Here is an 18,923-nt window from a genome sequence, read left to right as displayed (position 1 = left end):
ACACTGATTCCGTGACCGCCGACCCGACGACTGCCTCCCCCGACGCCCCCGCCCGGCGCGGGCGGCCGGGATACGACCGCGAAGGCATCCTCGCGGTGGCCGTGCAGGTGTTCAACGAGCAGGGCTACGACGCCACGAGCGTGTCCGACCTCGCCCGCCGACTCGGGTTGACCAAGTCGGCGCTGTACCATCACTTCTCCTCAAAGGAGGAGCTCCTCTCCGTCGCCCTCGAGGCCGCCCTCGGCGGGCTCGAATCCGTGCTCGACGAGCCCGGCGCCCGAGAGGGCGCGGCATCCGATCGCCTGCGCTTCGTGCTCACCGGTGCCACCGACGTGCTCGTGGCCCAGCTGCCGGCGGTCACCCTGCTGCTGCGCGTGCGCGGAAACAGCGCGGTCGAGCAGGCGGCGCTGGAGCGTCGACGCGTGTTCGACCACCGGGTGACCGATCTCGTCGCCGCGGCGCAGCGCGAGGGCGGGGTGCGCGACGACGTCGACGCGGCGGTCGCCGCCCGTCTGCTGTTCGGCATGATCAACTCGGTCGTCGAGTGGTACCGCCCCGGCGGCGGGGTCGACGGCGACCGCCTCGGTGCCGACATCGTGCGCATCGCCCTCGACGGCCTCCGCACCGCCTGAGGCGCGCGCGCCCGCCGCGCGGCTCCCAAGCGCCCGCCGAGATCACACGATCCGCTCGAGCGCACACGATCCGCGCCGCCCGTAACACGTGATCTCGCGCGGATCGTGTGACCTCGCGCGCACGGAGGAGGGGCCCGCGCCACGCGCGAGGCCCCTCCGGGATCAGGCCCGCAGGTCGACGCCCTTCGTCTCCTTGATCAGCGAGACGGCGCCGAGCGAGACGAGCGCGGCGACCGCGATGTACAGGCCGATCGTCCATGAGGCGCCCGTGGAACGCAGCAGCGCCTCGGCGATCATCGGCGCGAACGCCCCGCCCATGATCGCTCCGAGCGCGTAGCCGATCGAGACGCCCGAGTAGCGCACGTTCGCGGGGAACATCTCGGCGTAGAGCGCCGCCTGCGGTCCATACGACAGCCCGAGGCCGAGAGTCATCACGAACAGGGCGACGAAGTACCAGAAGATGTTCGCGGTGTCGATGAGGAACCACATCGGTACGGCCCAGACCGCCAGCAGCAGATAGCCGAGCTGGAAGGTGCGGACGCGTCCGAGTCGGTCCGACAGGCGACCGCCCCAGAGGGTGAAGCCGAGCCAGCCGAAGGAGGCCAGGGTCGTGGCCAGCAGCACCGTCGGACGCTCCATACCGAGCACCGATACCGAGTACGTCGCGAAGAAGGCGATGAGCAGGTAGCCGGCGGCGTTGTTGCCGATGAAGACGAAGGCGGTCAGGGCGACCTCGCGCCAGTTCTTGCGGAAGAGCTGTCCGAGAGGCGCGGAGGACTCCTTGCGGCGTCGCAGGAGGTCCTCGAACACCGGGCTCTCCTCGACCGCGCGGCGGATGACGTAGCCGACGACGATCAGCACGATCGAGAACAGGAAGGGCACGCGCCAGCCCCACGCGAGGAAGGCCTCCCCCGACATCGACGAGGTCAGGATCCACAGTGTCGCGGTGGCCAGGATCATGCCGACCGGCACCCCGATCTGCGGGTAGGCGCCGAAGTAGCCGCGACGGTGGGCGGGGGCGTGCTCGACCGACAGCAGCGCCGCTCCGCCCCACTCGCCGCCGGCCGAGAAGCCCTGCAGCACGCGAAGGAGGATGAGCAGCACGGGCGCCGCGACGCCGATGGCGGCGTAGGTGGGCAGCACACCGATGAGGGCCGTCGAGACGCCCATCATGATGAGCGTGAGCACGAGCATCTTCTTGCGCCCCAGGCGATCGCCGAGCCAGCCGGCGACGACGGCGCCCAGGGGACGGAAGAGGAAGGAGATGCCGATCGTGGCGAACGAGAGCACCTGGGCGATCGCCGGGTCGCTCTCGGCGAGGGGCGCGAGGAACAGGGGCGCGAGCACCAGCCCGGCCGCCTGGGCGTAGATGAAGAAGTCGTACCACTCGATAGAGGTGCCCACGAGCGTGCCGGCGAGCACGCGCCGTTCCTCTCGGGTCACGCCGGTGGTGGCGGGGGCGGATGCCGCAGTCTGCGAGGCCATGAGAACTCCGTCGTTCCGTGGTCGGGTGTGGACGTCCGATGGGCACTGTTACCGACCGAACGTTCAGTAATAGTGTCAGAGGTGCGCCCGCCCGACAAGAGGGCGGCGGAAGGAGCCCCCATGCCACCCTGGGTCATCGTCCCCGGCGCCCTCGACGAGCGCCTCGGCATCACCGTCACCGAGCAGTCCGCCGACCGCGTCGCCGCCTGGATGCCGGTCACCGGCAACACGCAGTCGCTCGGCCGCCTCCACGGGGGCGCCACCGCCGCGCTCGCGGAGGCGGTCGGATCGTGGGCGGCGATGATCCACGCCTCGACCCTCGGCAAGGTCTGCGTGGGGGTCGATCTGAACATCACCCACCACCGCGGCGCGCGCGAGGGTCGCATCTTCGCCGTCGCCACGCCCGCGCACCGCGGTCGGCGCGTGGCGACCTACGACGTGGCGATCCGCGACGACGCCGACCGGACCATCGCGACGGCCCGCATCACGAACCTCGTCGTCGATCCGGACTGAGCCCGGGGCTCTGGCATCCTGGATCTCGTGTCGGGAGTCCGAGGGGTTGCACTGCCCCCATGCAGTGCAACCCCTCGCCCGTCGACGTCAGTCCCGAACATCTCTCGACGGGCGTATGGGTGCCATCTCGAAGCCGGAGACGACACCCACCCCCATCAGTGCGGTGTTTCAGGGGCCCCGATCCTTACACGACCGTCGGAAATTCTTTTCGCGCGCCTGGGCGTAAGGATTTCGGCGATCACGACACAGCCTGAACGAACGCACGGAGACGCACGCCGGTGATCGACGACTCGGAATTCGTGGCGCTCTTCCGGGAGCACCACAACGCCGTTCTGCGGTTCATCGAGCGGCGCGTGTCGGATCGCGAGGCGGCCGCCGACCTCACGATGGACTGCTTCGAGATCGCCTGGCGCAAACGCGACCCGCGCGATCCGTTCGGGTTGGCGTGGCTGTACCGCACCGCGCGCAACCTCATCGCGAACGAGTACCGACGACGAGACCGGGAGGGGGCACTGTGGGCGCACATCGAGGACCACGTCCGCATCCTCTCGAGCGAGTCCTCGCCGGCGCTCGCCGAGACGCTCGTGGATGCGATGAAGAGCCTGCCCGAGCGCGACCGGGAAGTGCTCTGGCTGACGTATTGGGAAGAGCTCGCCGCCTCCGAGGTCGCCGTGGTCCTCGAGATGAGCGAGGGCGCCGTCTGGACGCGGCTGAACCGCGTGCGCGCGCGGCTTCGACCCCTGCTGACGGCCGCGACCGAGGCCCGGACCGAGGAGGTGGCCGATGACCGACGATGACCTCGCCCGCCTCCTGCGAGCCGTCGATCCGGCCCGCACGCCCGTCGACGCCCCGCTCCCGCTGGACGCCGAACGCCGCCTTCGCGAGATCGTGGGGCGCCCGGCCGCCCGCCGACGGCGCCCCGTCCTGGCGTGGACCTCGGCCGCCGCCGTCGTCGTGCTGGTGTTCGCGATCGTCACCGGCATGCTCTGGATGCCGACGGACTCGGCATCCGCCCTCACCCCCAAGCCCCTCAGCTACACCGCCATCGCTGACGACGCCGCGCAGGTAATCGCCCGGGCGCAGGCCCGGCTGGCCGAGACGGACGAGCCCCGGGAACCGGAGCGCCGCTCGCTGGCGCTCGGCTGGTACTTCTCGCTCTCCGTCGACGGCGCGGAGGCGACCGTGTTCCGCCGTGAATGGGTGGACCTGCGTTGGAACGCCGACCGGTCGGGCTCGATCGTCACCACCGCCGCCGAGGCCACCAACGCCGACGGCGACACCGTCCCCGCGGGGGAGCCGACGCCGGGCACGGTGGTGGGCGAGCTGGACTTCGTGCAGAACCAGTTCACGCCGATCTCGCCGGAGCCGCCGGCGGCCACGGCCGAGGCGATGCGCTCGATCGTGACCGCCTCGACCGGGGTCGACACGCCCACCGCGGGCGACGCGATGATCGGGGCGCGGACCTTGCAGGGCGAATGGACCTTGACCGACGCGCAGCAGTCCGCCCTGCTCGACGTCGTGGGCGCGGCATCCGATCTGCGGGTCCTGGGCACCACCGAGGACCGCATCGGTCGCCCGGTCGTGGGACTCAGCGGCATCCCATCGGGGCCCTCGAACGCGCGCGTGACGTTGCTGCTGTCGACCGAGACCGGACGCATCGTCGGCTTCGAGTCCGCCCTCGTCGAGGCGGACGCCCAGCTCGACCTGCCCGCAGGCTCCCTCACCGACTACACGCTGTGGGATGTCACCGACCGAGAGGACGCACCCCGATGACCGACACCGCCGACCTGCACCCCGACATCGCCGCGGCGCTCGCCGAGATCCCCGGCGGTGAGGCGATCGACGCGCGGCACGCGCGCTGGCCCGAGCTGGGCATGACCATGGACGCACCCGAGGAGCACGAGCGCGCGGTCGGCAGCTGCGCGACGGGCAACGTCTGCGCGTTCAGCGGCACGGGGCTGTCGGGAACGCGCGTGTCGTGGTCGAGCTGCGGCACCTACGCACCCGGGATCACCGTGCGCTCGATCGCCAACGCCCGCTCGGCCGGCTACCTCCAGGCCCGCACCTCGTCGGGATCGGTGCTCGCGACGGCGATCGCCGGGTCGTGGGCGAACGTCTCGGGCGTCACGGCCGACGTGCGCTGCGTGTCCTGAGCGACCGCCGCCGGCGGATCAGCGCCACGGGCGCTCGGAGCGCGCACGCCAGTAGGCCGGCGGATCGATCGCGAGGCGCGCGAGCCTCTCGTCGTCGACCGGGAGAGCGCGGGCGCCGCTCCCCCGCCGCAAATGCTCGACGGTCGTGGCCCCGCTGAGCACGATGTCGGCCCAGGGCTGAGCGAGCGCGGCGCCGATCGCGAACGCGTCGACGTCGATCCCGGATGCCGCCCGCCCGAGCTCGTCGTCGCCCGCGGCGCCGGCGAGCTCGCCGTTGGCCAGTACCTCCTTGACCACCACGGTCCATCCGGCGTCGTGCGCCGCGGCGAGCGCTCCGGCGACGGAGGATTCGCGCAGGTTCCACGTGGACTGCACGACGGAGAACGGCCCGTCGTCGATCGCGAGCGCCGTCTCGATGACGTCGGCCTGATGCGGACCGCTGGTCGACAGCCCCACCCGCACCCCGTCGGCGCGCAGGGACCGCAGCCGGTCGAGCAGGGCCCCGTCGGCGAGCGCCGTGCTGTCGGGGGTCACCGAGTGGATGAGGAAGAAGTCGGGCGCGGAACCGAGGGCGGCGGTCGTCTCGGGCCACTGCCGGTCGAACATGGCCACCGAGTGCTCCTTGCGCTCGTGCACGGCGGCATCCATCCTCCACCCGCCCACGTAGGCGTAGCCCCATTTCGACCCGATCGTCAGCTCGGCTCGGCGCTCGGGATGCGCGCGCAGCCAGTCGCCGAGGAACTCCTCCGCTCGCCCGTAGGAGCGCGCCGCGTCGACGTACCGGATGCCGAGCGCCCACGCCTCGTCGAGCAGCTCGTGCGCGCGCCGCCGCATCGCCTCGACCGAGCGACCGGCGGGATCGCCCAGGTCGGCATCGCGAGCGGTCGTGATGTACGCGGGCCGCCCCACGGCGGCGAGGCCGAGGCCGAGTCGTGCAGCGTTCATGCTCCGACGTTAGCGCCGGGGCACGAATAACGGCGGCGTCCACCGCGTTGTCTCCGTCATGACGTACGGGTACCCGCTGGCCGACGACGCGCAGCCCATCTGCCCCTCGTGCGGGGTGACGATGCACCCCCTGCTCGACGAGGGGATCTCGGCCGATGAGTGCCGCGAGTGCGGGTATCGGCAGGAGTGGTCGGGGGACGCCGACGACGACGGCTGGGACGACTGACCGCTGCCTCGATCGGGGGCGCCGCGTCGCCTGATCAGCGCGGGCGGGCCGAGGAGATGAGCATGTCGAGCCCTCGCTCAAACGCGCGCGTGGCCACCGGGTCCTCGGGATCCTCCTCGGCGAGGGTCGCGAAGGCGGCGGCGAAACGCGGGAACGCCTCCTCCTGGCCCGTGGGGTCGAAGACGACGGACGGACCCGACATGTCGAGGACGCTGCCGAGGATGAACGACTCGAAGGCGGTCAGCAGCGGGATCACCTCGCGCAGGGCCCATCCGGCGGCTTCGGCGGCCGCGGCGAAGTCCTCGTACTGAGCGAGGAGCACCGGCGCCGACGCGCGCTCGGTCATGAGCAGCGGCACGACGCGCGGGTGCCGCGCGAAAGCGCGGCGATACGAGCGTGCCCAGGCGCGGAGGGCGTCCTCCCACGGCAGCTCACGCAGGGGCTGCGAATCGATGTGGGCGGAGACGAGCGCGCGGACGTCCTCGACCATCGCGGCTCGGTTGGGCACATGGTTGTACAGCGATGCCGGGTTGACCCCGAGGCGCGCAGCGACGCGACGGAGGCTCGCTCCGTCGGGGCCGTGCCGGTCGACCAGGGCGAGGGCGGTGCGCGCGATCAGATCGCGGCTCAGCAGCGGCGTGTGCGGTCTGGCGATGACGGTCTCCCCGGGGTCGATCAGAGCCTACGGGCGCGGGCTCCGTGATCCACTCTCGCACGCCTAAAACAAACGGTGTATGTTTACCGCCATGACCACCGAGGCCTTCACCGTCGTCGACGCCGACGTCGCCGCTCTGCGCGCCGCCCTCGACTCCGGGACCGTCACGAGCGTCGAGCTCGTCGCCCGCTACCTGAACCGCATCGCGGCGTACGACCGCGCCGGAATCCGCCTCAACGCGGTTCCGGTGCTCGACCCCCGCGCGTTCGACGAAGCGCGCGAAGCCGACCGGCGACGCGCCGAAGGTCGGGTGCGCGGCCCGCTCGACGGCATCCCCTTCACCGCGAAGGACAGCTACCGCGTCCGAGGGCTCACCGTTGCCTCCGGCTCGCCCGCGTTCGCCGACCTGGTCGCCGGCGACGACGCTTTCGCCGTCGAACGACTGCGCGAAGCGGGAGCGGCGTGCCTCGGTCTGACCAACATGCCCCCGATGGCCGCGGGCGGCATGCAGCGCGGCGTGTACGGCCGCGCCGAATCGCCGTACAACGGCGAATACCTCTCCTCCGCCTTCGGATCGGGCTCCTCCAACGGCTCGGGCACCGCGACCGCCGCCAGCTTCGCCGCATTCGGGCTCGGCGAGGAGACGTGGTCGTCGGGTCGCGCCCCCGCCTCGCACAACGCGCTCGTGGCCTACACCCCCTCGCGCGGCGTGATCTCGGTGCGCGGCAACTGGCCGCTCGTGCCGACCATGGACGTCGTCGTGCCCCACACCCGGTCGATGGACGACCTGCGCGCAGTGCTCGATGCCATCGTGGCCGACGACCCGCGCACCGACGGCGACCTCTGGCGGTCGCAGCCGTGGATCCCCCTCCCACGCCCCTCCGAGGTCCGCCCCGAATCGTTCGCCGCGCTCGAGCCGCTGCCGCTGGCGGGACTGCGCCTGGCCGTGCCGCGGATGTACGTCAACGGCGATCCCGACAACGCGTCCCCCATCGTCACACGCGACAGCGTCCTGCGACTCTGGGCCGACCTCCGCGCCGATCTGGAAGCGGCGGGCGCCGAGGTCGTCGAGACCGACTTCCCCGTCGTCGACCGCTACGAGAAGCTGCACCCCGGCGACGAGGACTTCCTCGACCGCGGCTTCGTCACCCGGCAGTTCCTCGACGACGAGGTCGGAGACCTCGCGGTGTGGGCCATGGACGCCTTCCTCCGCCAGAACGGAGATCCGGCCCTGAACCGCCTCGCCGACGTCGAGGCCGCGCGGATCTTCCCCCACCCCCCGGGCGCTCTGCCCGACCGGTACGGCGTGTGGCACTACGACATCGCGTACGACATTGGCGAGTACGTGACCCGCGCGCGGGAGTGGGAGCCCGACTGGCGCGACGTGCCGAGCCTCGAGGCGGGTCTGCGCGGTCTCGAGCACACGCGCCGCGTCGACTTCGAGGAGTGGATGGATGCCGGCGCCTTCGACGCCGTCGTCTTCCCGACGCAGTCCGACGTGGGCCCGGCCGACGCCGACGTGAACCCCGCCTCCGCCGACATCGCGTGGCGCAACGGCGTGTGGGTGTCGAACGGCAACCTCGTGCCCCGCCACCTCGGTATCCCGACCGTCACCGTGCCGATGGGCACGATGGACGACATCGGGATGCCGGTGGGCCTGACCATCGCCGGGCCCGCGTACAGCGACACCCGGCTTGTACAGCTGGGTTCGGCGATCACCGCTCTCGGCGACCGGCGCACCACGCCGCCGCGCACACCGGCGCTTGCGGACGAGACCGTCTTCCCCACCGCACGACCGGTCGGTGCGGGCGAGCTGCGTGTGGTCGTCGACGCGGTCGAGACCGAGGACGATGGCGACGAGACGATCGTCCGCTTCACCGCCACCGTCTCCGGCGGGGTGGCACGGGAGCACGCCGGCTTTGTCGACGGCGCGCGCGTCGAGACGAAGGTCGACGGCGATCGCCTCCAGGGGAGCGCGCGCGTCTCGGCCGCGGCCCACCGGACTCCCGTCAGCCCCTGGGTCGCGCCCTATGGACCCCTCGTCGTCGTGGTCGTCCGCGACGACGACGGTGTGGTCGCCGGGGACCTCGCCACCACCGCCGGCTCACCGCTCTGACACCCCACTCCACAAGGAGCACGACATGTGGCACATGCCCGCAGAATCCGCCGCGCACGAGCGCACCTGGATGGCGTTCCCCCGCGAGGGCCTCACCCTCGGGGAGGGCGCCGTGTCACGCGAACAGGGCTACCGCGCCTGGACCGACGTCGCGCACGCGGTGCGGGAGTTCGAGCCGGTGACCATGGTGGTCGACCCCTCCGAGACGGGCCGCGCCCGGCGCATGCTCTCCGCCGACATCGAGATCCTCGAGGCACCTCTCGACGAATTCTGGATGCGCGACATCGGCCCCACCTTCGTCGTCGACCCCGACCGCCCCGGGATCCTGGGGGCCGTCGACTGGATCTTCAACGGCTGGGGTGCCCCCGATTGGGCCGAGTGGCAGCTCTCGGCCGGCATCGCCCGCGTCGTCGCCCAGCACGTGGGCGCCGAGCTGATCGATTCCCTCCTGGTGGCCGAGGGCGGCGGGCTCCACGTCGACGGCGCCGGCACGGTCCTGCTCACCGAGACCGTGCAGCTCGACCCGCGACGCAACCCCTTCGCCGACCGCGCCCGCGTCGAGGCCGAGATGGCCCGCACCATCGGAGCGACGGATGCCATCTGGCTCTCCCGTGGCCTGACCCGCGACTACGACGACCTCGGCACCAACGGTCACGTCGACATCGTGGCGACCTTCGCCTCCCCCGAGCACCTCCTCTTCCACGAGCAGACCGACGCGTCGCACCCCGACTTCGAGGTCTCGCGTCTCGTGCGGCACGAGCTCGAGACCGCGTTCGCCGAGCGGGGCCGCACCGTCACCATCACCGGCATCCCGGCCCCCTCCGCCCTACGCGACGACGAGGGGTGGCTCGACTGGAGCTACATCAACCACCTCGTCACCAACGACGGTGTCGTGCTGTGCGGCTTCGGCGATGACGCCGCTGACGCGCGGGCGCGCGAGATCATCGCCGACGCCTACCCGGGACGACGGGTGGTCACGGTCGACGCGCGCCCCATCTTCGACCGCGGCGGCGGAATCCACTGCATCACGCAGCAGCAGCCGAAGGTGGGCTGACCGAGAGGGACGTGCGAGCATCGCCCGCGCGCGCCGGAGCGTTCGCATATGCCGGCGGGCGGGGCGTTGGCGCACTCGCGAGGGCCGCCGTGGTGGTCGAGGGCGCACGCTGGCTGTTCGCTGCCGCGACCGGCGGCGGGCGGCGGCGCGGTCCGGGGAATCCGCCCACCCGAACGGAAAAGCCCCGGTGAAAACCGGGGCTGATCGGGGAGTTCGGTAGCGGGAGCGGGGCTTGAACCCGCGACCTCACGATTATGAGTCGTGCGCTCTCACCAACTGAGCTACCCCGCCGCACGGCGTTCCATCGAAGAGATGAACACCTGGAGCCCCGAGTCAGGATTGAACTGACGACCCCTTCCTTACCATGGAAGTGCTCTGCCACTGAGCTATCGGGGCGTACCCGGATCGCTCCGGGCAACTAGAAGAGAATATCAGACGGAGACACTCTCACACGAATCGAGTCAGCCTCCGGCGTGCTGACGCAGCCACGCGATCGGGTCGATCGGGGTGGTGCCGTTCTGCAGGATCTCGACGTGCGTGTGCGCGCCGAACGAGCGACCGGTGTTTCCGGTGCGGCCGAGGAACTGGCCGACCTTGACCTTCTGGCCCTGGGTGACCTGGAGCGAGCCGTACTGCATGTGGCCGTAGCGGCTCGAGACGAGCTGTCCATCGATCTCGTGGTCGATCAGCACGGTGACGCCGAAGGCGCCGCCCTGCTCGGTCGCGATGCGCACGGTGCCGTCGGCGATCGCCTGCACCGGCGAGCCCTCGCCGGGCACGAAGTCGGCCCCCTCGTGGAAGCCGCCGTCGCGCATACCGAAGCCGTACGTGATCGGAACGCCGACCGCGAAGGGCCACTGGATGGGCGCCGTCGGGTCGTTGACGTAGAAGTTCGAGGGGTTGGTGATACCCGAATCGGCCGCCATCTTGGCGTAGGTGGTGGCGCTGTAGCCGTCGGAGCGGTCGACGACCGCGGACTGCGCCGCGGCGGGGGCGACGTAGGCCTGGATGGCCCCGTCGGACCCCGAGACGTCGCCCGCCACCGCGAGGCGCGTGGTGGCGGTATCGGCGACGGTCGTGACGCTGTCGGTCCCGTTGGCCGAGGCCAGGGCGCTCACGGGCATGGTCATGCCGACGGTGAGGAGCCCGACGACCCCCATGACACCGACCGAGAACGACGTCGCCGCGACGCGGCGGGCCGTGCGGCGAGTGCGGGGTGCGGCCGGGAGGCCCGTGGTGACGGGCTCGGCGGGAGCGACGACGGCTGCGGGAGCCTGCACGGCGGTCTCACCGGTGAAGGCGAACAGACGGGCGGCGGAGGTGAACTCGTCGGCGCCGTCGCGGTCGGTCGCCTCGTCGGCCCGGGTGTCGGGGGTGTCGGCATCCGGAGACTGGGCCTCGGGGAGCGACTCGATCGTCGGAGCAGAGGCGGATTCGGTGTCGGCGCTGTCGAGGATGACGGATGCCGCGGGCCGGCGACGCGATCGACGCGTGGCCGGGAGCGTGATCGGCGAGGTCGGCAGCGCGACGGGCGTGGTCGCCACGTCGACGTCGGCGCTCTGGAGGATGACGGCGACCTCGTCGGAACGGGTCTCGTCGACGACGGTGATGTCGAGGGCGTCTGTGGTCGGCTCGTCGGCGGGCGCCTCGTCGACCGGCAGGGTCGGCTCGATGGTCGCGGCGATCACCGTCTCGAGGACGGCGACGGCGACGTTCTCGACCATCTCGGGCTGAGCGGCCGACTCGGCGTCGACAGGGGCGGGATCGGCCGCGCGGGGAGCGGGCTCATCGATCGTCGACGTGGTGGATTCGCTCGCGGCACGACGGCGCATCTCGGCTCGGGTCAACCGGGGAGCGTTCTCGGGCACAGCGGAAGGGAGGGGGCGACGAGACCGCCGGGTCGGGGCGGGCTCAGTCTCGAAGGGTTCTGACGGCAACGCGCGGGGGCTCTCGGATCGTGTCGCGCAGGGGCGACGGCTTCGGGCTTGGGGGCTTGGCCATTTCCGCAGGTTCGGGTCGCGGAAAATAACGAACTGGTAAACACCCTACCCCGGGCGGTCTGGGAAAGCCATGGGCGCGTTCCCAGAATCAGCGGTCGTAGTCGAGCAGCGGCTCCAGGCGGGCGAAGAACGCGGGGCTCGATGCGATGACCATGCCGTTGCCCGGGCGTCCCCCGGGGGCGCCGCCCACCCGTCCCCCGGCCTCCTCGACCAGGAGGACCCCGGCCGCGTGATCCCACGGGTGGGTGCCGCGCTCGTAATAGGCGTCGACGCGACCGGCGGCGACGGAGGCGAGGTCGAGCGAGGCCGCCCCGATGCGCCGCACGTCGCGGGCGATCGGCATGACGCGGGAGAGTTGCGCGAGAGCGGGGCCGTGCGTCTCGGGGTCGTAGCCGAAGCCGGTGGCGACGAGACCGCCGGCCTCCCCCACCTCGCTCACCGCGAGACGGCGGTCGCCGAGCCACGCCCCGCCGCCGCGGGACGCGCGGAACAACTCGCCGGTGACGGGGTTGTAGACGGCCCCGGCGAGCGCGGACCAGGCGGCCGTGTCGGCGTCGCCCTCGACGGCGGCGATGCTGACCGCCCACGCGGGGATTCCGTAGGCGTAGTTCACCGTGCCATCGATCGGGTCGACGACCCAGGTGATGCCGCTCTCGCCCTGCTCCGCTCCCGATTCCTCGCCGAAGAACCCGTCCCCCGGACGTTCGCGCGCGAGCTCGGCGCGCACGAACGCCTCGACCTCGCGGTCGGCGGCGGTGACGATGTCGGCGGCGGCGGACTTGGTCGCGGCGACCGTGACCCCCTCCTGACGACGGCGGAGCGCCAGGTCTCCGGCCTCACGGGCGATGCGCGCGGCGATCTCGAGCAGTTCTGCGGCGAGGGTCATGGCATCCACGCTACTGCGCCACCCCCTCGGTCGAATCCATCGCGCTCGCTACCGTGAGGGCATGACCGCTTCGGATTCTCGCCGGTACGACGTCGTCATCGTGGGGGGCGGGCACAACGCCCTCGTCTCCGCGGCCTACCTCGCCCGGGCGGGGCGTCGCGTGGTGGTGATCGAGAGGTCGGATGCCGTCGGCGGCGCCGCCGTGTCGGAACGGCCGTGGGCGGGGGTCGACGCGCGTCTGTCGCGGTACTCGTACCTCGTGAGCCTGCTGCCGCAGGAGATCATCGACGACCTCGGCCTCCGCATCGAGCTGCGTCGGCGGCGCTACTCGTCCTATACGCCGGACCCGTCCGACCCCTCGCGCGGGATCCTCGTCGACACCCAGGATGCCGAAGCCACCGCCGCCTCGTTCGCGCGCACCCTCGGCGACACCGGCGAGGCGGAGCGCTTCGCCGCGTTCGGGGAGCGTCTCGCTCCGCTGGCACGCGCCGTCTTCCCGACGATGACCGAACCCCTGCCCACCGCCGACGAGCTGCGCGAACGCCTCGGCGACGACGAGCTGTGGGACGCCCTGACCACGCGCCCGCTCGGCGACCTGCTGCGCTCGTCGCTCGAGAGCGATCTCGCGCGCGGCATCGCCCTCACCGACGGCCTGATCGGCACCTTCGCCTCCTCCGACGACCCCTCCCTCGCCCAGAACCGCTGCTTCCTCTACCACGTGATCGGCGGAGGGACCGGAGACTGGGACGTCCCCGTCGGCGGCATGGGTGCCGTCACCGCCGAGCTGGAGCGCGCCGCCCGCGAGGCCGGCGCCGAGATCGTCACCGGGGTCGAGGTCATCTCAATCTCGAGCGACGGCGACGTGCACACCATGACCGATCGCTCGGAGGTCTTCCACGGCGACCTCGTCCTGAGCGGCGTGGGTCGAGCCGTGCTCGACCGCCTGCTCTCCGCCGGGGGGAGCGCCACCACCGGCGCGGAAGAACCCGAGGGCGCGCAGGTGAAGGTCAACATGCTGCTCTCGCGGCTCCCCCGCCTGCGCGACGAGTCGGTCACGCCCGAGGCCGCCTTCGCGGGCACGTTCCACGTGAACGAGACGATGACCCAATTGGATGCCGCACACGTCGCGGCCTCCGGAGGCCTCCTGCCCGAACCGCTCCCCGTCGAGATCTACTGCCACTCGCTGACCGACCCGTCGATCCTCGGGGAGGACCTGCGAGCCTCCGGCGCGCAGACCCTCACCATGTTCGGCCTGCAGGTGCCGCACCGGCTCATTCACGACACCGACCCCGTCGCCGCGGGCGCGCGGCTGCTCGCCGCCGCCCAGGCGTCGCTCGACAGCGTGCTCGCCGAACCGCTGCGCGACTGCATCCACCGCGCGCCCGACGGGCGCCTGTGCATCGAGGCGCGCACCACCCGCGACCTCGAGGAGTCGCTCAACATGGTCGGCGGCGACATCTTCCACGGGGAGCTCTCGTGGCCCTGGCTCTCGGCGCCCGCCGCGACGCCCGCCGAACGCTGGGGCGTCGCGACCCCGCACTCGCGCGTGCTGCTGTGCGGCTCGAGCGCGCAGCGCGGCGGCGCCGTCAGTGGGATCGGCGGACACAACGCCGCGATGGCGGCGCTGGAGATTCTCGAGGGGTAGGGCGGGGCGGGTTCGTTCCGGCGTCGGGCGGGGTGGTCGTGGGCGTTCTTCGGGGCGTGGGGTGTGCGCGCGGGCGCTCTTCGGGGCGTGAGGCTCGCTCGCGGGCGTTCTTCGGGCGTGGGGCGTACTCGCGGGCATTCTTCGGGGCGTGAGGCGTGCGCGCGGCCGTTCTTCGGGCGTGGGGCGTGCTGTGGGCCGCCGTTCGGGCCTGGGGCGTGCTCACTGCAGCTCCGCGGGGTGCGGGGCTTGAGCTCGGCCCGCCTGTAACAGCGGCGCTCTGAACGGCGTCATGCTGTCGCGGGGCGGTTTCGCACGGGGGTGAACTTTGCTGCTCGGGGGGTGAATTCCCCCCACAAATCGAACATAGTTTCTAAACTAGGGCCATGACGCGATCCGAACCACCGCCCCTTCCAGATGACCCTCCCGACAGTGCCCGGCTGCGCGAGCACGTCGATGAAATCGGCCGGTTGACCGCGGAACTCGCGCGGGTGCAGGCGACTCTCATCCGCCGTCGCGCCGACGCCATGTCGATCGCCCTCGACCACGTGGCGCGGTCGCGATCACGCGCCTCTCGGGAACGCGAGATGCCGATCCGCTCGCTCGCGCTCGAGATCGGAGTGGCGACTCGAACGCACGACCTCACGGTCCAGAAAGAGCTGTCCGATGCGCACACGCTGACTCAGAAGTTCTCCGCCACGGTCGAGGCTCTGCACTCCGGACGCATCGGCTTGCGTCATGCCCACGCGATCCTCGAGACCGGCATCCTGCTCGACGACGATGCCACGCGCCGCGGATGGGAGAGCGTGGTGCTCGTCCGAGCGCAACGCGACTCCCCCGGGCGCGTACGGGCCTTCGCGCGTGAGCTGGCCGAGAGCGTCCACCCGGTGGGGATGTCAGTGCGCCACGCGCGAGCTGCCGAGGCACGCGGGGTCAGCGTGCGCGATCTCGCCGATGGCATGGCCGAGCTGAGCGTCATCTTGCCGGCGACGGTGGCCTACGGCATTCGGGATCGCCTGCGGAGGCAGGCCGCCGCGATCCGCGAGGCGACGATCGGCGACGTTGCCGTGCGAGCGAACGAGGACGACCGGCACACCGACACGGACGGCGCCGTCCCGCCTCCGTCGACCTCGCTGGCGTCGCCTCTGAAGACGGGGCCCGCTCCCTCAGACGACCGCCTTCCCTGCCCCGACGCAGGAGTACCGGCCGCCGTCGTCGCGGACTCACGAACCCTCGCTCAGATCGGAGCCGACGTCTGCGCCGATCTCCTCCTCACCGGCGCGCCGGCGATCGACCCGACGACGCGCGATGACTGCCCTGGCGGCCTCGGCGGGATCCGCGGTCACGTGCAGATCACCGTGCCCGTTCTGACACTGATGGGTCGGTCCGACGCGGGCGCATCGCTCGAGGGCAGATGCCCCGTCGATGCGACGACGGCTCGCGTCCTCGCGGGCAGCGCCGCCGGCTGGGACCGGGTGCTCTGCGAACCGGTCACCGGAACGGTCCTCGAAGTCGATCGCTACGCACCCACCAGTTCGCAGCGACGATTCCTCGCGGCGAGAGACCGACATTGCCGGGCACCCGGATGCCGCGCCCCCGCCGCGCGCTGCCAGATCGACCACAACCACGAGGCGCAGCACGGCGGCCGCACCCATCTGTGCAACCTCTGCCACTTCTGCGTCCGTCACCACACGCTCAAGACCGAGACCGAATGGACCGTCGTTCAAGAGCGCGACGGAACGCTCCACTTCCGCAGCCCGCTCGGCCAGCAGACGCGAGAGGAGCCGCCGCCCCGCGTGATGTTCCTCCCCGACGACATCCTCGAGAAGGAGCTGTACGGTGCACCCCCGCCCTTCTGACCCCGGGAGACGTGGCGCCCTTCATCGTGATCAGGACGATGACTCTCGCCGCGATGTCGAGAACCGGGCAGACCACGCCGAGCCCGGGGAGAGTGGCCAGCCCGCCGTGAAACACCCCAAGCCCGGACTACGGATCCACCGCGCCGCGAGCCAGAGCCACGCGCCCGGGAGCCTTGCGTCCGCGATCCTGTGCGTCGCTGGTCTCGCGGGCATCCCCGGCCTCACGCGTGCCGCGTCGGCGCACCCTCGCGTCGCCGGTTCAGGCGGGTCCCCACCGCTCCCCCCGTGGACTGCACCCTCCGGAAGGTCGCGGCGCGCAGGTCCCCACCGCTCCCCCAGCGGACTGCACCCCCGCGCGCCTCCGAAAGGTCGCGGCGCGAACCCCGGGCGCCACCGCCGGCGCGCGTCCCCGCCGCGGGCGCGAACGCCGGGCGCCACCGCCGGCGCGCATCCCCGCCGCCCTCCGTCAGGAAGCCGCCCAAACGCCGGGCTCGGCCGGCCGCGGACCCGAGGACACCCCGCTACCCCCCGCTCCCCGCTTGCGCGCCGTGTCGACGCAACACGTCGATGATGTCGCCGATGGCCTCCACCAGCGTGAGGATCGACGGTTCGGCGTACCCGAAGACGATGCCCGCGGGAAGATCCGACGTCTCCCCCGGCACCGCGTACGAGGAGAGCGGCGCCACCCGGATCCCGCGCCGGGCCACGTCATCGACGACCGCGGATTCCACGGCGGAGCCCGCCCCCGGCAGCACGGCGACCGCGTGCAGTCCCCCGTCAGTGGCGAGCAGCTCCACCCCGTCCACTCCCGCGAACGCGTCCAGCAGCAGGCGCCGACGGTGCCGGTAGTCCCGTCGCCGCCGCGCGGTGTGACGCGCGAGGGCTCCGTCCTCGAGGTACAGCGCGAGCGCGCGCTGCGGGATCTGCGACACCGGCGGGTCGAGGTCGCTCCGCGCGCAGGCCACGGCGTCGCGCACGGCGCCGGTCGCGACGATCCATCCGCACCGCAGCGAGGGTGCGAGCACCTTGGAGAAGCTGCCGATCACGACGACCCCCGCGGGGTCGAGCAGGTGCAGTGGCGGCAGGGGGGCGCGACCGTGCGGGAATTCGCTGTCGTAGTCGTCCTCCACGACGACCGTTTCCGTCCGCGCGGCCCACCGCAGAAGGCGCGCGCGGTCGGCGGCATCCAGGCGACTCCCCAGGGGGTAGTGGTGGTGCGGCGTCACGATCAGGACGTCCAGGTCGTCGTGCGCTTCCACGGCGTCGAGGTCGAGCCCCCGTCCGAGATGCACGGGCACCGCCACCGCCTCGGCACCGACGCGGTCGAGGATGCGTCGCACGCGGGGATATCCGGGGTTCTCGATGCCGACCCGCATCCGCGCTCCCGCGGTCGCGGGCCGCAGCGCGAGCAGCAGCAGGAGCATGGCGTCGCTGGTCCCGGCGGTCACGAGCACGTCGTCCGCGGTGACATCGAGGCCCCGCGTGCGCGCGAGGTGCGCGGCGATCTGCGCGCGCAGCCCCGGGTCGCCGAGGGCGTCGTCGACGTCGGCGTCGGGGAGTTCTCCGCTCGCCCTCCGCCACGCCGACCGCCAGGCGGCATCCACGATGCCCGATACTCCCGGGCGCCCGGGGCGCAGGTCCACGGCCGACGCGATGATCTCCGGTGCCACTACGCGGGGCGTCGCGCGCGTCTGCGGCGCACGGGCGACGTCGGCCACGAGGGTGCCGCCCCCGGGCCGGGTGAGCAGGTACCCCTCCCCGGCGAGGATCTCGTAGGCGGCGACGACCGTGCCCCGGGCGACCCCGAGATCGGCGGCGAGGGCCCGACTCGACGGCACGACGTCACCAGCGTTCGCCCGCCCGGCGAGGATTGCGGCGCGAAGGCCGTGCGCGAGCTGCTCATGCAGCGGGGCGGGCGCGCCACGGTCCAAGATGCCGACGGAGATCACGACGTCGAGTCTGTCACTGGTCCAGGCGACCTGGGAATAACCGGACTACGGCATGGACCGGTACATCGCATGGAATCGAAAAATGACCGACCTGCCCCTCACCCACCTCACTCGCGTGCGCCGCGGCGCCCACCACCAGCGCACCGATCGCGCGGCCCTCTACGACGTGATCGACACGGCCCTGTCCGCCACGGTCGCGATCGTGCGCGACGACCGACCGGTCGCCCTGCCCGTCGGAATCGGCCGCGACGGCGACGACCTGCTCATCCACGGTTCCACCGGGAGCGACTTCTTTCGGCGCATCGCCGCGGGAGCCCCCGTCTGCGTGACGATCACGCACCTCATGGGCCTGAAGTACGCCCGCTCACTGTTCGACAGTTCGATGCGGTACCGGTGCGCGGTGATGCACGCGGTGGCATCGGTGGTTCCTCCGGGCGAGAAGGAAGCGGCCCTGCTCGCGCTGAGTGAGCACCTCATGCCGGGACGCAGCGTCGACGTACGACCGATGACCGCGCGCGAGATCGCCGCGACGATGGTGCTGCGGGTGCCCCTCGCCGAGGCCAGCGTGAAGGACAACGCCGGCTCCCTCGTCGAGGTCGACGACGACGGGGAAGACCGCTCGGTCTGGGCCGGAATGCTGCCGCTGCGCGTGGTCGCCGGCGACCCCGTCACGTCGCCGCAGACGGTGACGGGAACGCCGGTGCCGGAGTCGGTCCGCCGCGCCGCGAGACGCGTCGAGAACTCGGGAACGGCCTGAAAAGACGACGAGGGCGGGGCCGCCCGTGAACGACCCCGCCCTCCGAGACGC

General features: G+C 72.0%; 16 protein-coding genes, 2 tRNA genes and 2 pseudogenes. 11 read left to right on the top strand and 9 right to left on the bottom strand.

Going from position 1 to position 18,923, the window contains the following annotated elements; all coding sequences use genetic code 11:
• Positions 1 to 11: 11 nt before the first annotated feature.
• Positions 12 to 632 (top strand): TetR/AcrR family transcriptional regulator, encoded by a 621-nt coding sequence (locus Q9R20_RS09845; protein ID WP_311249174.1) that lies wholly within the window; start codon positions 12 to 14, stop codon positions 630 to 632.
• A gap of 162 nt (positions 633 to 794) precedes the next feature.
• Here Q9R20_RS09845 and Q9R20_RS09840 read toward each other — a convergent pair whose 3' ends face one another.
• Positions 795 to 2,117 carry an MFS transporter gene (locus Q9R20_RS09840; protein WP_311249173.1) on the bottom strand — a complete coding sequence of 441 codons (1,323 nt, stop codon included), beginning with the start codon at positions 2,115 to 2,117 and terminating at the stop codon, positions 795 to 797.
• Between the two features lie 120 nt (positions 2,118 to 2,237).
• Here Q9R20_RS09840 and Q9R20_RS09835 point away from each other — a divergent pair, with 120 nt between their 5' ends.
• The 4 genes from Q9R20_RS09835 to Q9R20_RS09820 all read left to right on the top strand — a co-directional run bounded on the left by Q9R20_RS09835 (position 2,238) and on the right by Q9R20_RS09820 (position 4,783).
• The gene (locus Q9R20_RS09835; protein WP_311249172.1) at positions 2,238 to 2,630 is read left to right on the top strand and encodes a PaaI family thioesterase; all 393 of its coding nucleotides are present in this window, start codon (positions 2,238 to 2,240) and stop codon (positions 2,628 to 2,630) included.
• Positions 2,631 to 2,908: 278 nt separating this feature from the next.
• Positions 2,909 to 3,427 carry a sigma-70 family RNA polymerase sigma factor gene (locus tag Q9R20_RS09830; protein WP_311249171.1) on the top strand — a complete coding sequence of 173 codons (519 nt, stop codon included), beginning with the start codon at positions 2,909 to 2,911 and terminating at the stop codon, positions 3,425 to 3,427.
• The gene (locus Q9R20_RS09825; RefSeq protein WP_311249170.1) at positions 3,414 to 4,403 is read left to right on the top strand and encodes a hypothetical protein; all 990 of its coding nucleotides are present in this window, start codon (positions 3,414 to 3,416) and stop codon (positions 4,401 to 4,403) included. Before Q9R20_RS09830 ends, Q9R20_RS09825 begins: the two co-directional genes overlap by 14 nt.
• Positions 4,400 to 4,783 (top strand): peptidase inhibitor family I36 protein, encoded by a 384-nt coding sequence (locus Q9R20_RS09820; RefSeq protein ID WP_311249169.1) that lies wholly within the window; start codon positions 4,400 to 4,402, stop codon positions 4,781 to 4,783. Before Q9R20_RS09825 ends, Q9R20_RS09820 begins: the two co-directional genes overlap by 4 nt.
• An 18-nt stretch (positions 4,784 to 4,801) precedes the next feature.
• Here the strand turns inward: Q9R20_RS09820 and Q9R20_RS09815 are convergent, their stop codons facing one another.
• Positions 4,802 to 5,728, bottom strand: coding sequence for an aldo/keto reductase (locus tag Q9R20_RS09815; RefSeq protein ID WP_311249168.1), 927 nt, complete (start codon positions 5,726 to 5,728; stop codon positions 4,802 to 4,804).
• 58 nt (positions 5,729 to 5,786) lie between these two features.
• Here Q9R20_RS09815 and Q9R20_RS09810 point away from each other — a divergent pair, with 58 nt between their 5' ends.
• Positions 5,787 to 5,954, top strand: coding sequence for a zf-TFIIB domain-containing protein (locus tag Q9R20_RS09810; protein ID WP_311249167.1), 168 nt, complete (start codon positions 5,787 to 5,789; stop codon positions 5,952 to 5,954).
• A gap of 34 nt (positions 5,955 to 5,988) precedes the next feature.
• Here the strand turns inward: Q9R20_RS09810 and Q9R20_RS09805 are convergent, their stop codons facing one another.
• Positions 5,989 to 6,444 carry a TetR/AcrR family transcriptional regulator C-terminal domain-containing protein gene (locus Q9R20_RS09805; RefSeq protein ID WP_311249166.1) on the bottom strand — a complete coding sequence of 152 codons (456 nt, stop codon included), beginning with the start codon at positions 6,442 to 6,444 and terminating at the stop codon, positions 5,989 to 5,991.
• Positions 6,445 to 6,570, bottom strand: a pseudogene (locus Q9R20_RS15955) (TetR/AcrR family transcriptional regulator); the annotation flags it as partial.
• A gap of 130 nt (positions 6,571 to 6,700) precedes the next feature.
• On the opposite strand from Q9R20_RS15955, the pseudogene Q9R20_RS09800 reads away from it, so the two are divergent.
• A pseudogene (locus Q9R20_RS09800) lies at positions 6,701 to 8,374 on the top strand (amidase); the annotation flags it as partial.
• Between the two features lie 376 nt (positions 8,375 to 8,750).
• On the top strand, positions 8,751 to 9,779 hold the full coding sequence (locus tag Q9R20_RS09795; RefSeq protein ID WP_311249165.1) for an agmatine deiminase family protein: 1,029 nt from the start codon (positions 8,751 to 8,753) through the stop codon (positions 9,777 to 9,779).
• Positions 9,780 to 9,996: 217 nt separating this feature from the next.
• Here the strand turns inward: Q9R20_RS09795 and Q9R20_RS09790 are convergent.
• The 4 genes from Q9R20_RS09790 to Q9R20_RS09775 form a co-directional block, all read right to left on the bottom strand.
• Positions 9,997 to 10,070, bottom strand: a tRNA-Met gene (locus Q9R20_RS09790).
• Positions 10,071 to 10,100: 30 nt separating this feature from the next.
• A tRNA-Thr gene (locus Q9R20_RS09785) sits at positions 10,101 to 10,175 on the bottom strand.
• Between the two features lie 65 nt (positions 10,176 to 10,240).
• On the bottom strand, positions 10,241 to 11,626 hold the full coding sequence (locus Q9R20_RS09780; protein ID WP_311249164.1) for a peptidoglycan DD-metalloendopeptidase family protein: 1,386 nt from the start codon (positions 11,624 to 11,626) through the stop codon (positions 10,241 to 10,243).
• Positions 11,627 to 11,867: 241 nt separating this feature from the next.
• Complete coding sequence (locus tag Q9R20_RS09775) at positions 11,868 to 12,665, bottom strand: inositol monophosphatase family protein (RefSeq protein WP_311249163.1); 798 nt, start codon at positions 12,663 to 12,665, stop codon at positions 11,868 to 11,870.
• A 61-nt stretch (positions 12,666 to 12,726) separates the two neighbouring features.
• Here Q9R20_RS09775 and Q9R20_RS09770 point away from each other — a divergent pair, with 61 nt between their 5' ends.
• Together Q9R20_RS09770 and Q9R20_RS09765 are read left to right on the top strand one after the other, a co-directional pair.
• The gene (locus Q9R20_RS09770; protein WP_311249162.1) at positions 12,727 to 14,310 is read left to right on the top strand and encodes an NAD(P)/FAD-dependent oxidoreductase; all 1,584 of its coding nucleotides are present in this window, start codon (positions 12,727 to 12,729) and stop codon (positions 14,308 to 14,310) included.
• A 383-nt stretch (positions 14,311 to 14,693) separates the two neighbouring features.
• Complete coding sequence (locus tag Q9R20_RS09765; protein ID WP_311249161.1) at positions 14,694 to 16,166, top strand: DUF222 domain-containing protein; 1,473 nt, start codon at positions 14,694 to 14,696, stop codon at positions 16,164 to 16,166.
• A gap of 521 nt (positions 16,167 to 16,687) precedes the next feature.
• On the opposite strand, the gene Q9R20_RS09760 is transcribed toward Q9R20_RS09765, so the two are convergent.
• Positions 16,688 to 18,115 carry a PLP-dependent aminotransferase family protein gene (locus tag Q9R20_RS09760; protein ID WP_311249160.1) on the bottom strand — a complete coding sequence of 476 codons (1,428 nt, stop codon included), beginning with the start codon at positions 18,113 to 18,115 and terminating at the stop codon, positions 16,688 to 16,690.
• 82 nt (positions 18,116 to 18,197) lie between these two features.
• Between Q9R20_RS09760 and Q9R20_RS09755 the strand changes: the two genes are divergently transcribed.
• Positions 18,198 to 18,872, top strand: a complete 675-nt coding sequence (locus tag Q9R20_RS09755) for a pyridoxamine 5'-phosphate oxidase family protein (protein ID WP_311249159.1) — start codon at positions 18,198 to 18,200, stop codon at positions 18,870 to 18,872.
• Positions 18,873 to 18,923 lie beyond the last annotated feature (51 nt).

This window comes from Microbacterium sp. PRF11, from assembly GCF_031844085.1.
Classification (GTDB): Bacteria; Actinomycetota; Actinomycetes; order Actinomycetales; family Microbacteriaceae; genus Microbacterium.
This window is presented reverse-complemented; position numbering and strand designations above follow the sequence as displayed.

Excerpts from the sequence above, each read along its gene's own strand:
- Q9R20_RS09840 (WP_311249173.1), bottom strand. The coding sequence starts at position 2,117 with ATGGCCTCGCAGACTGCGGCATCCGCCCCCGCCACCACCGGCGTGACC.
- Q9R20_RS09835 (WP_311249172.1), top strand. The coding sequence starts at position 2,238 with ATGCCACCCTGGGTCATCGTCCCCGGCGCCCTCGACGAGCGCCTCGGC.
- Q9R20_RS09825 (WP_311249170.1), top strand. The coding sequence starts at position 3,414 with ATGACCGACGATGACCTCGCCCGCCTCCTGCGAGCCGTCGATCCGGCC.
- Q9R20_RS09820 (WP_311249169.1), top strand. The coding sequence starts at position 4,400 with ATGACCGACACCGCCGACCTGCACCCCGACATCGCCGCGGCGCTCGCC.
- Q9R20_RS09815 (WP_311249168.1), bottom strand. The coding sequence starts at position 5,728 with ATGAACGCTGCACGACTCGGCCTCGGCCTCGCCGCCGTGGGGCGGCCC.
- Q9R20_RS09810 (WP_311249167.1), top strand. The coding sequence starts at position 5,787 with ATGACGTACGGGTACCCGCTGGCCGACGACGCGCAGCCCATCTGCCCC.
- Q9R20_RS09805 (WP_311249166.1), bottom strand. The coding sequence starts at position 6,444 with ATGGTCGAGGACGTCCGCGCGCTCGTCTCCGCCCACATCGATTCGCAG.
- Q9R20_RS09795 (WP_311249165.1), top strand. The coding sequence starts at position 8,751 with ATGTGGCACATGCCCGCAGAATCCGCCGCGCACGAGCGCACCTGGATG.
- Q9R20_RS09775 (WP_311249163.1), bottom strand. The coding sequence starts at position 12,665 with ATGACCCTCGCCGCAGAACTGCTCGAGATCGCCGCGCGCATCGCCCGT.
- Q9R20_RS09770 (WP_311249162.1), top strand. The coding sequence starts at position 12,727 with ATGACCGCTTCGGATTCTCGCCGGTACGACGTCGTCATCGTGGGGGGC.
- Q9R20_RS09765 (WP_311249161.1), top strand. The coding sequence starts at position 14,694 with ATGACGCGATCCGAACCACCGCCCCTTCCAGATGACCCTCCCGACAGT.
- Q9R20_RS09755 (WP_311249159.1), top strand. The coding sequence starts at position 18,198 with ATGACCGACCTGCCCCTCACCCACCTCACTCGCGTGCGCCGCGGCGCC.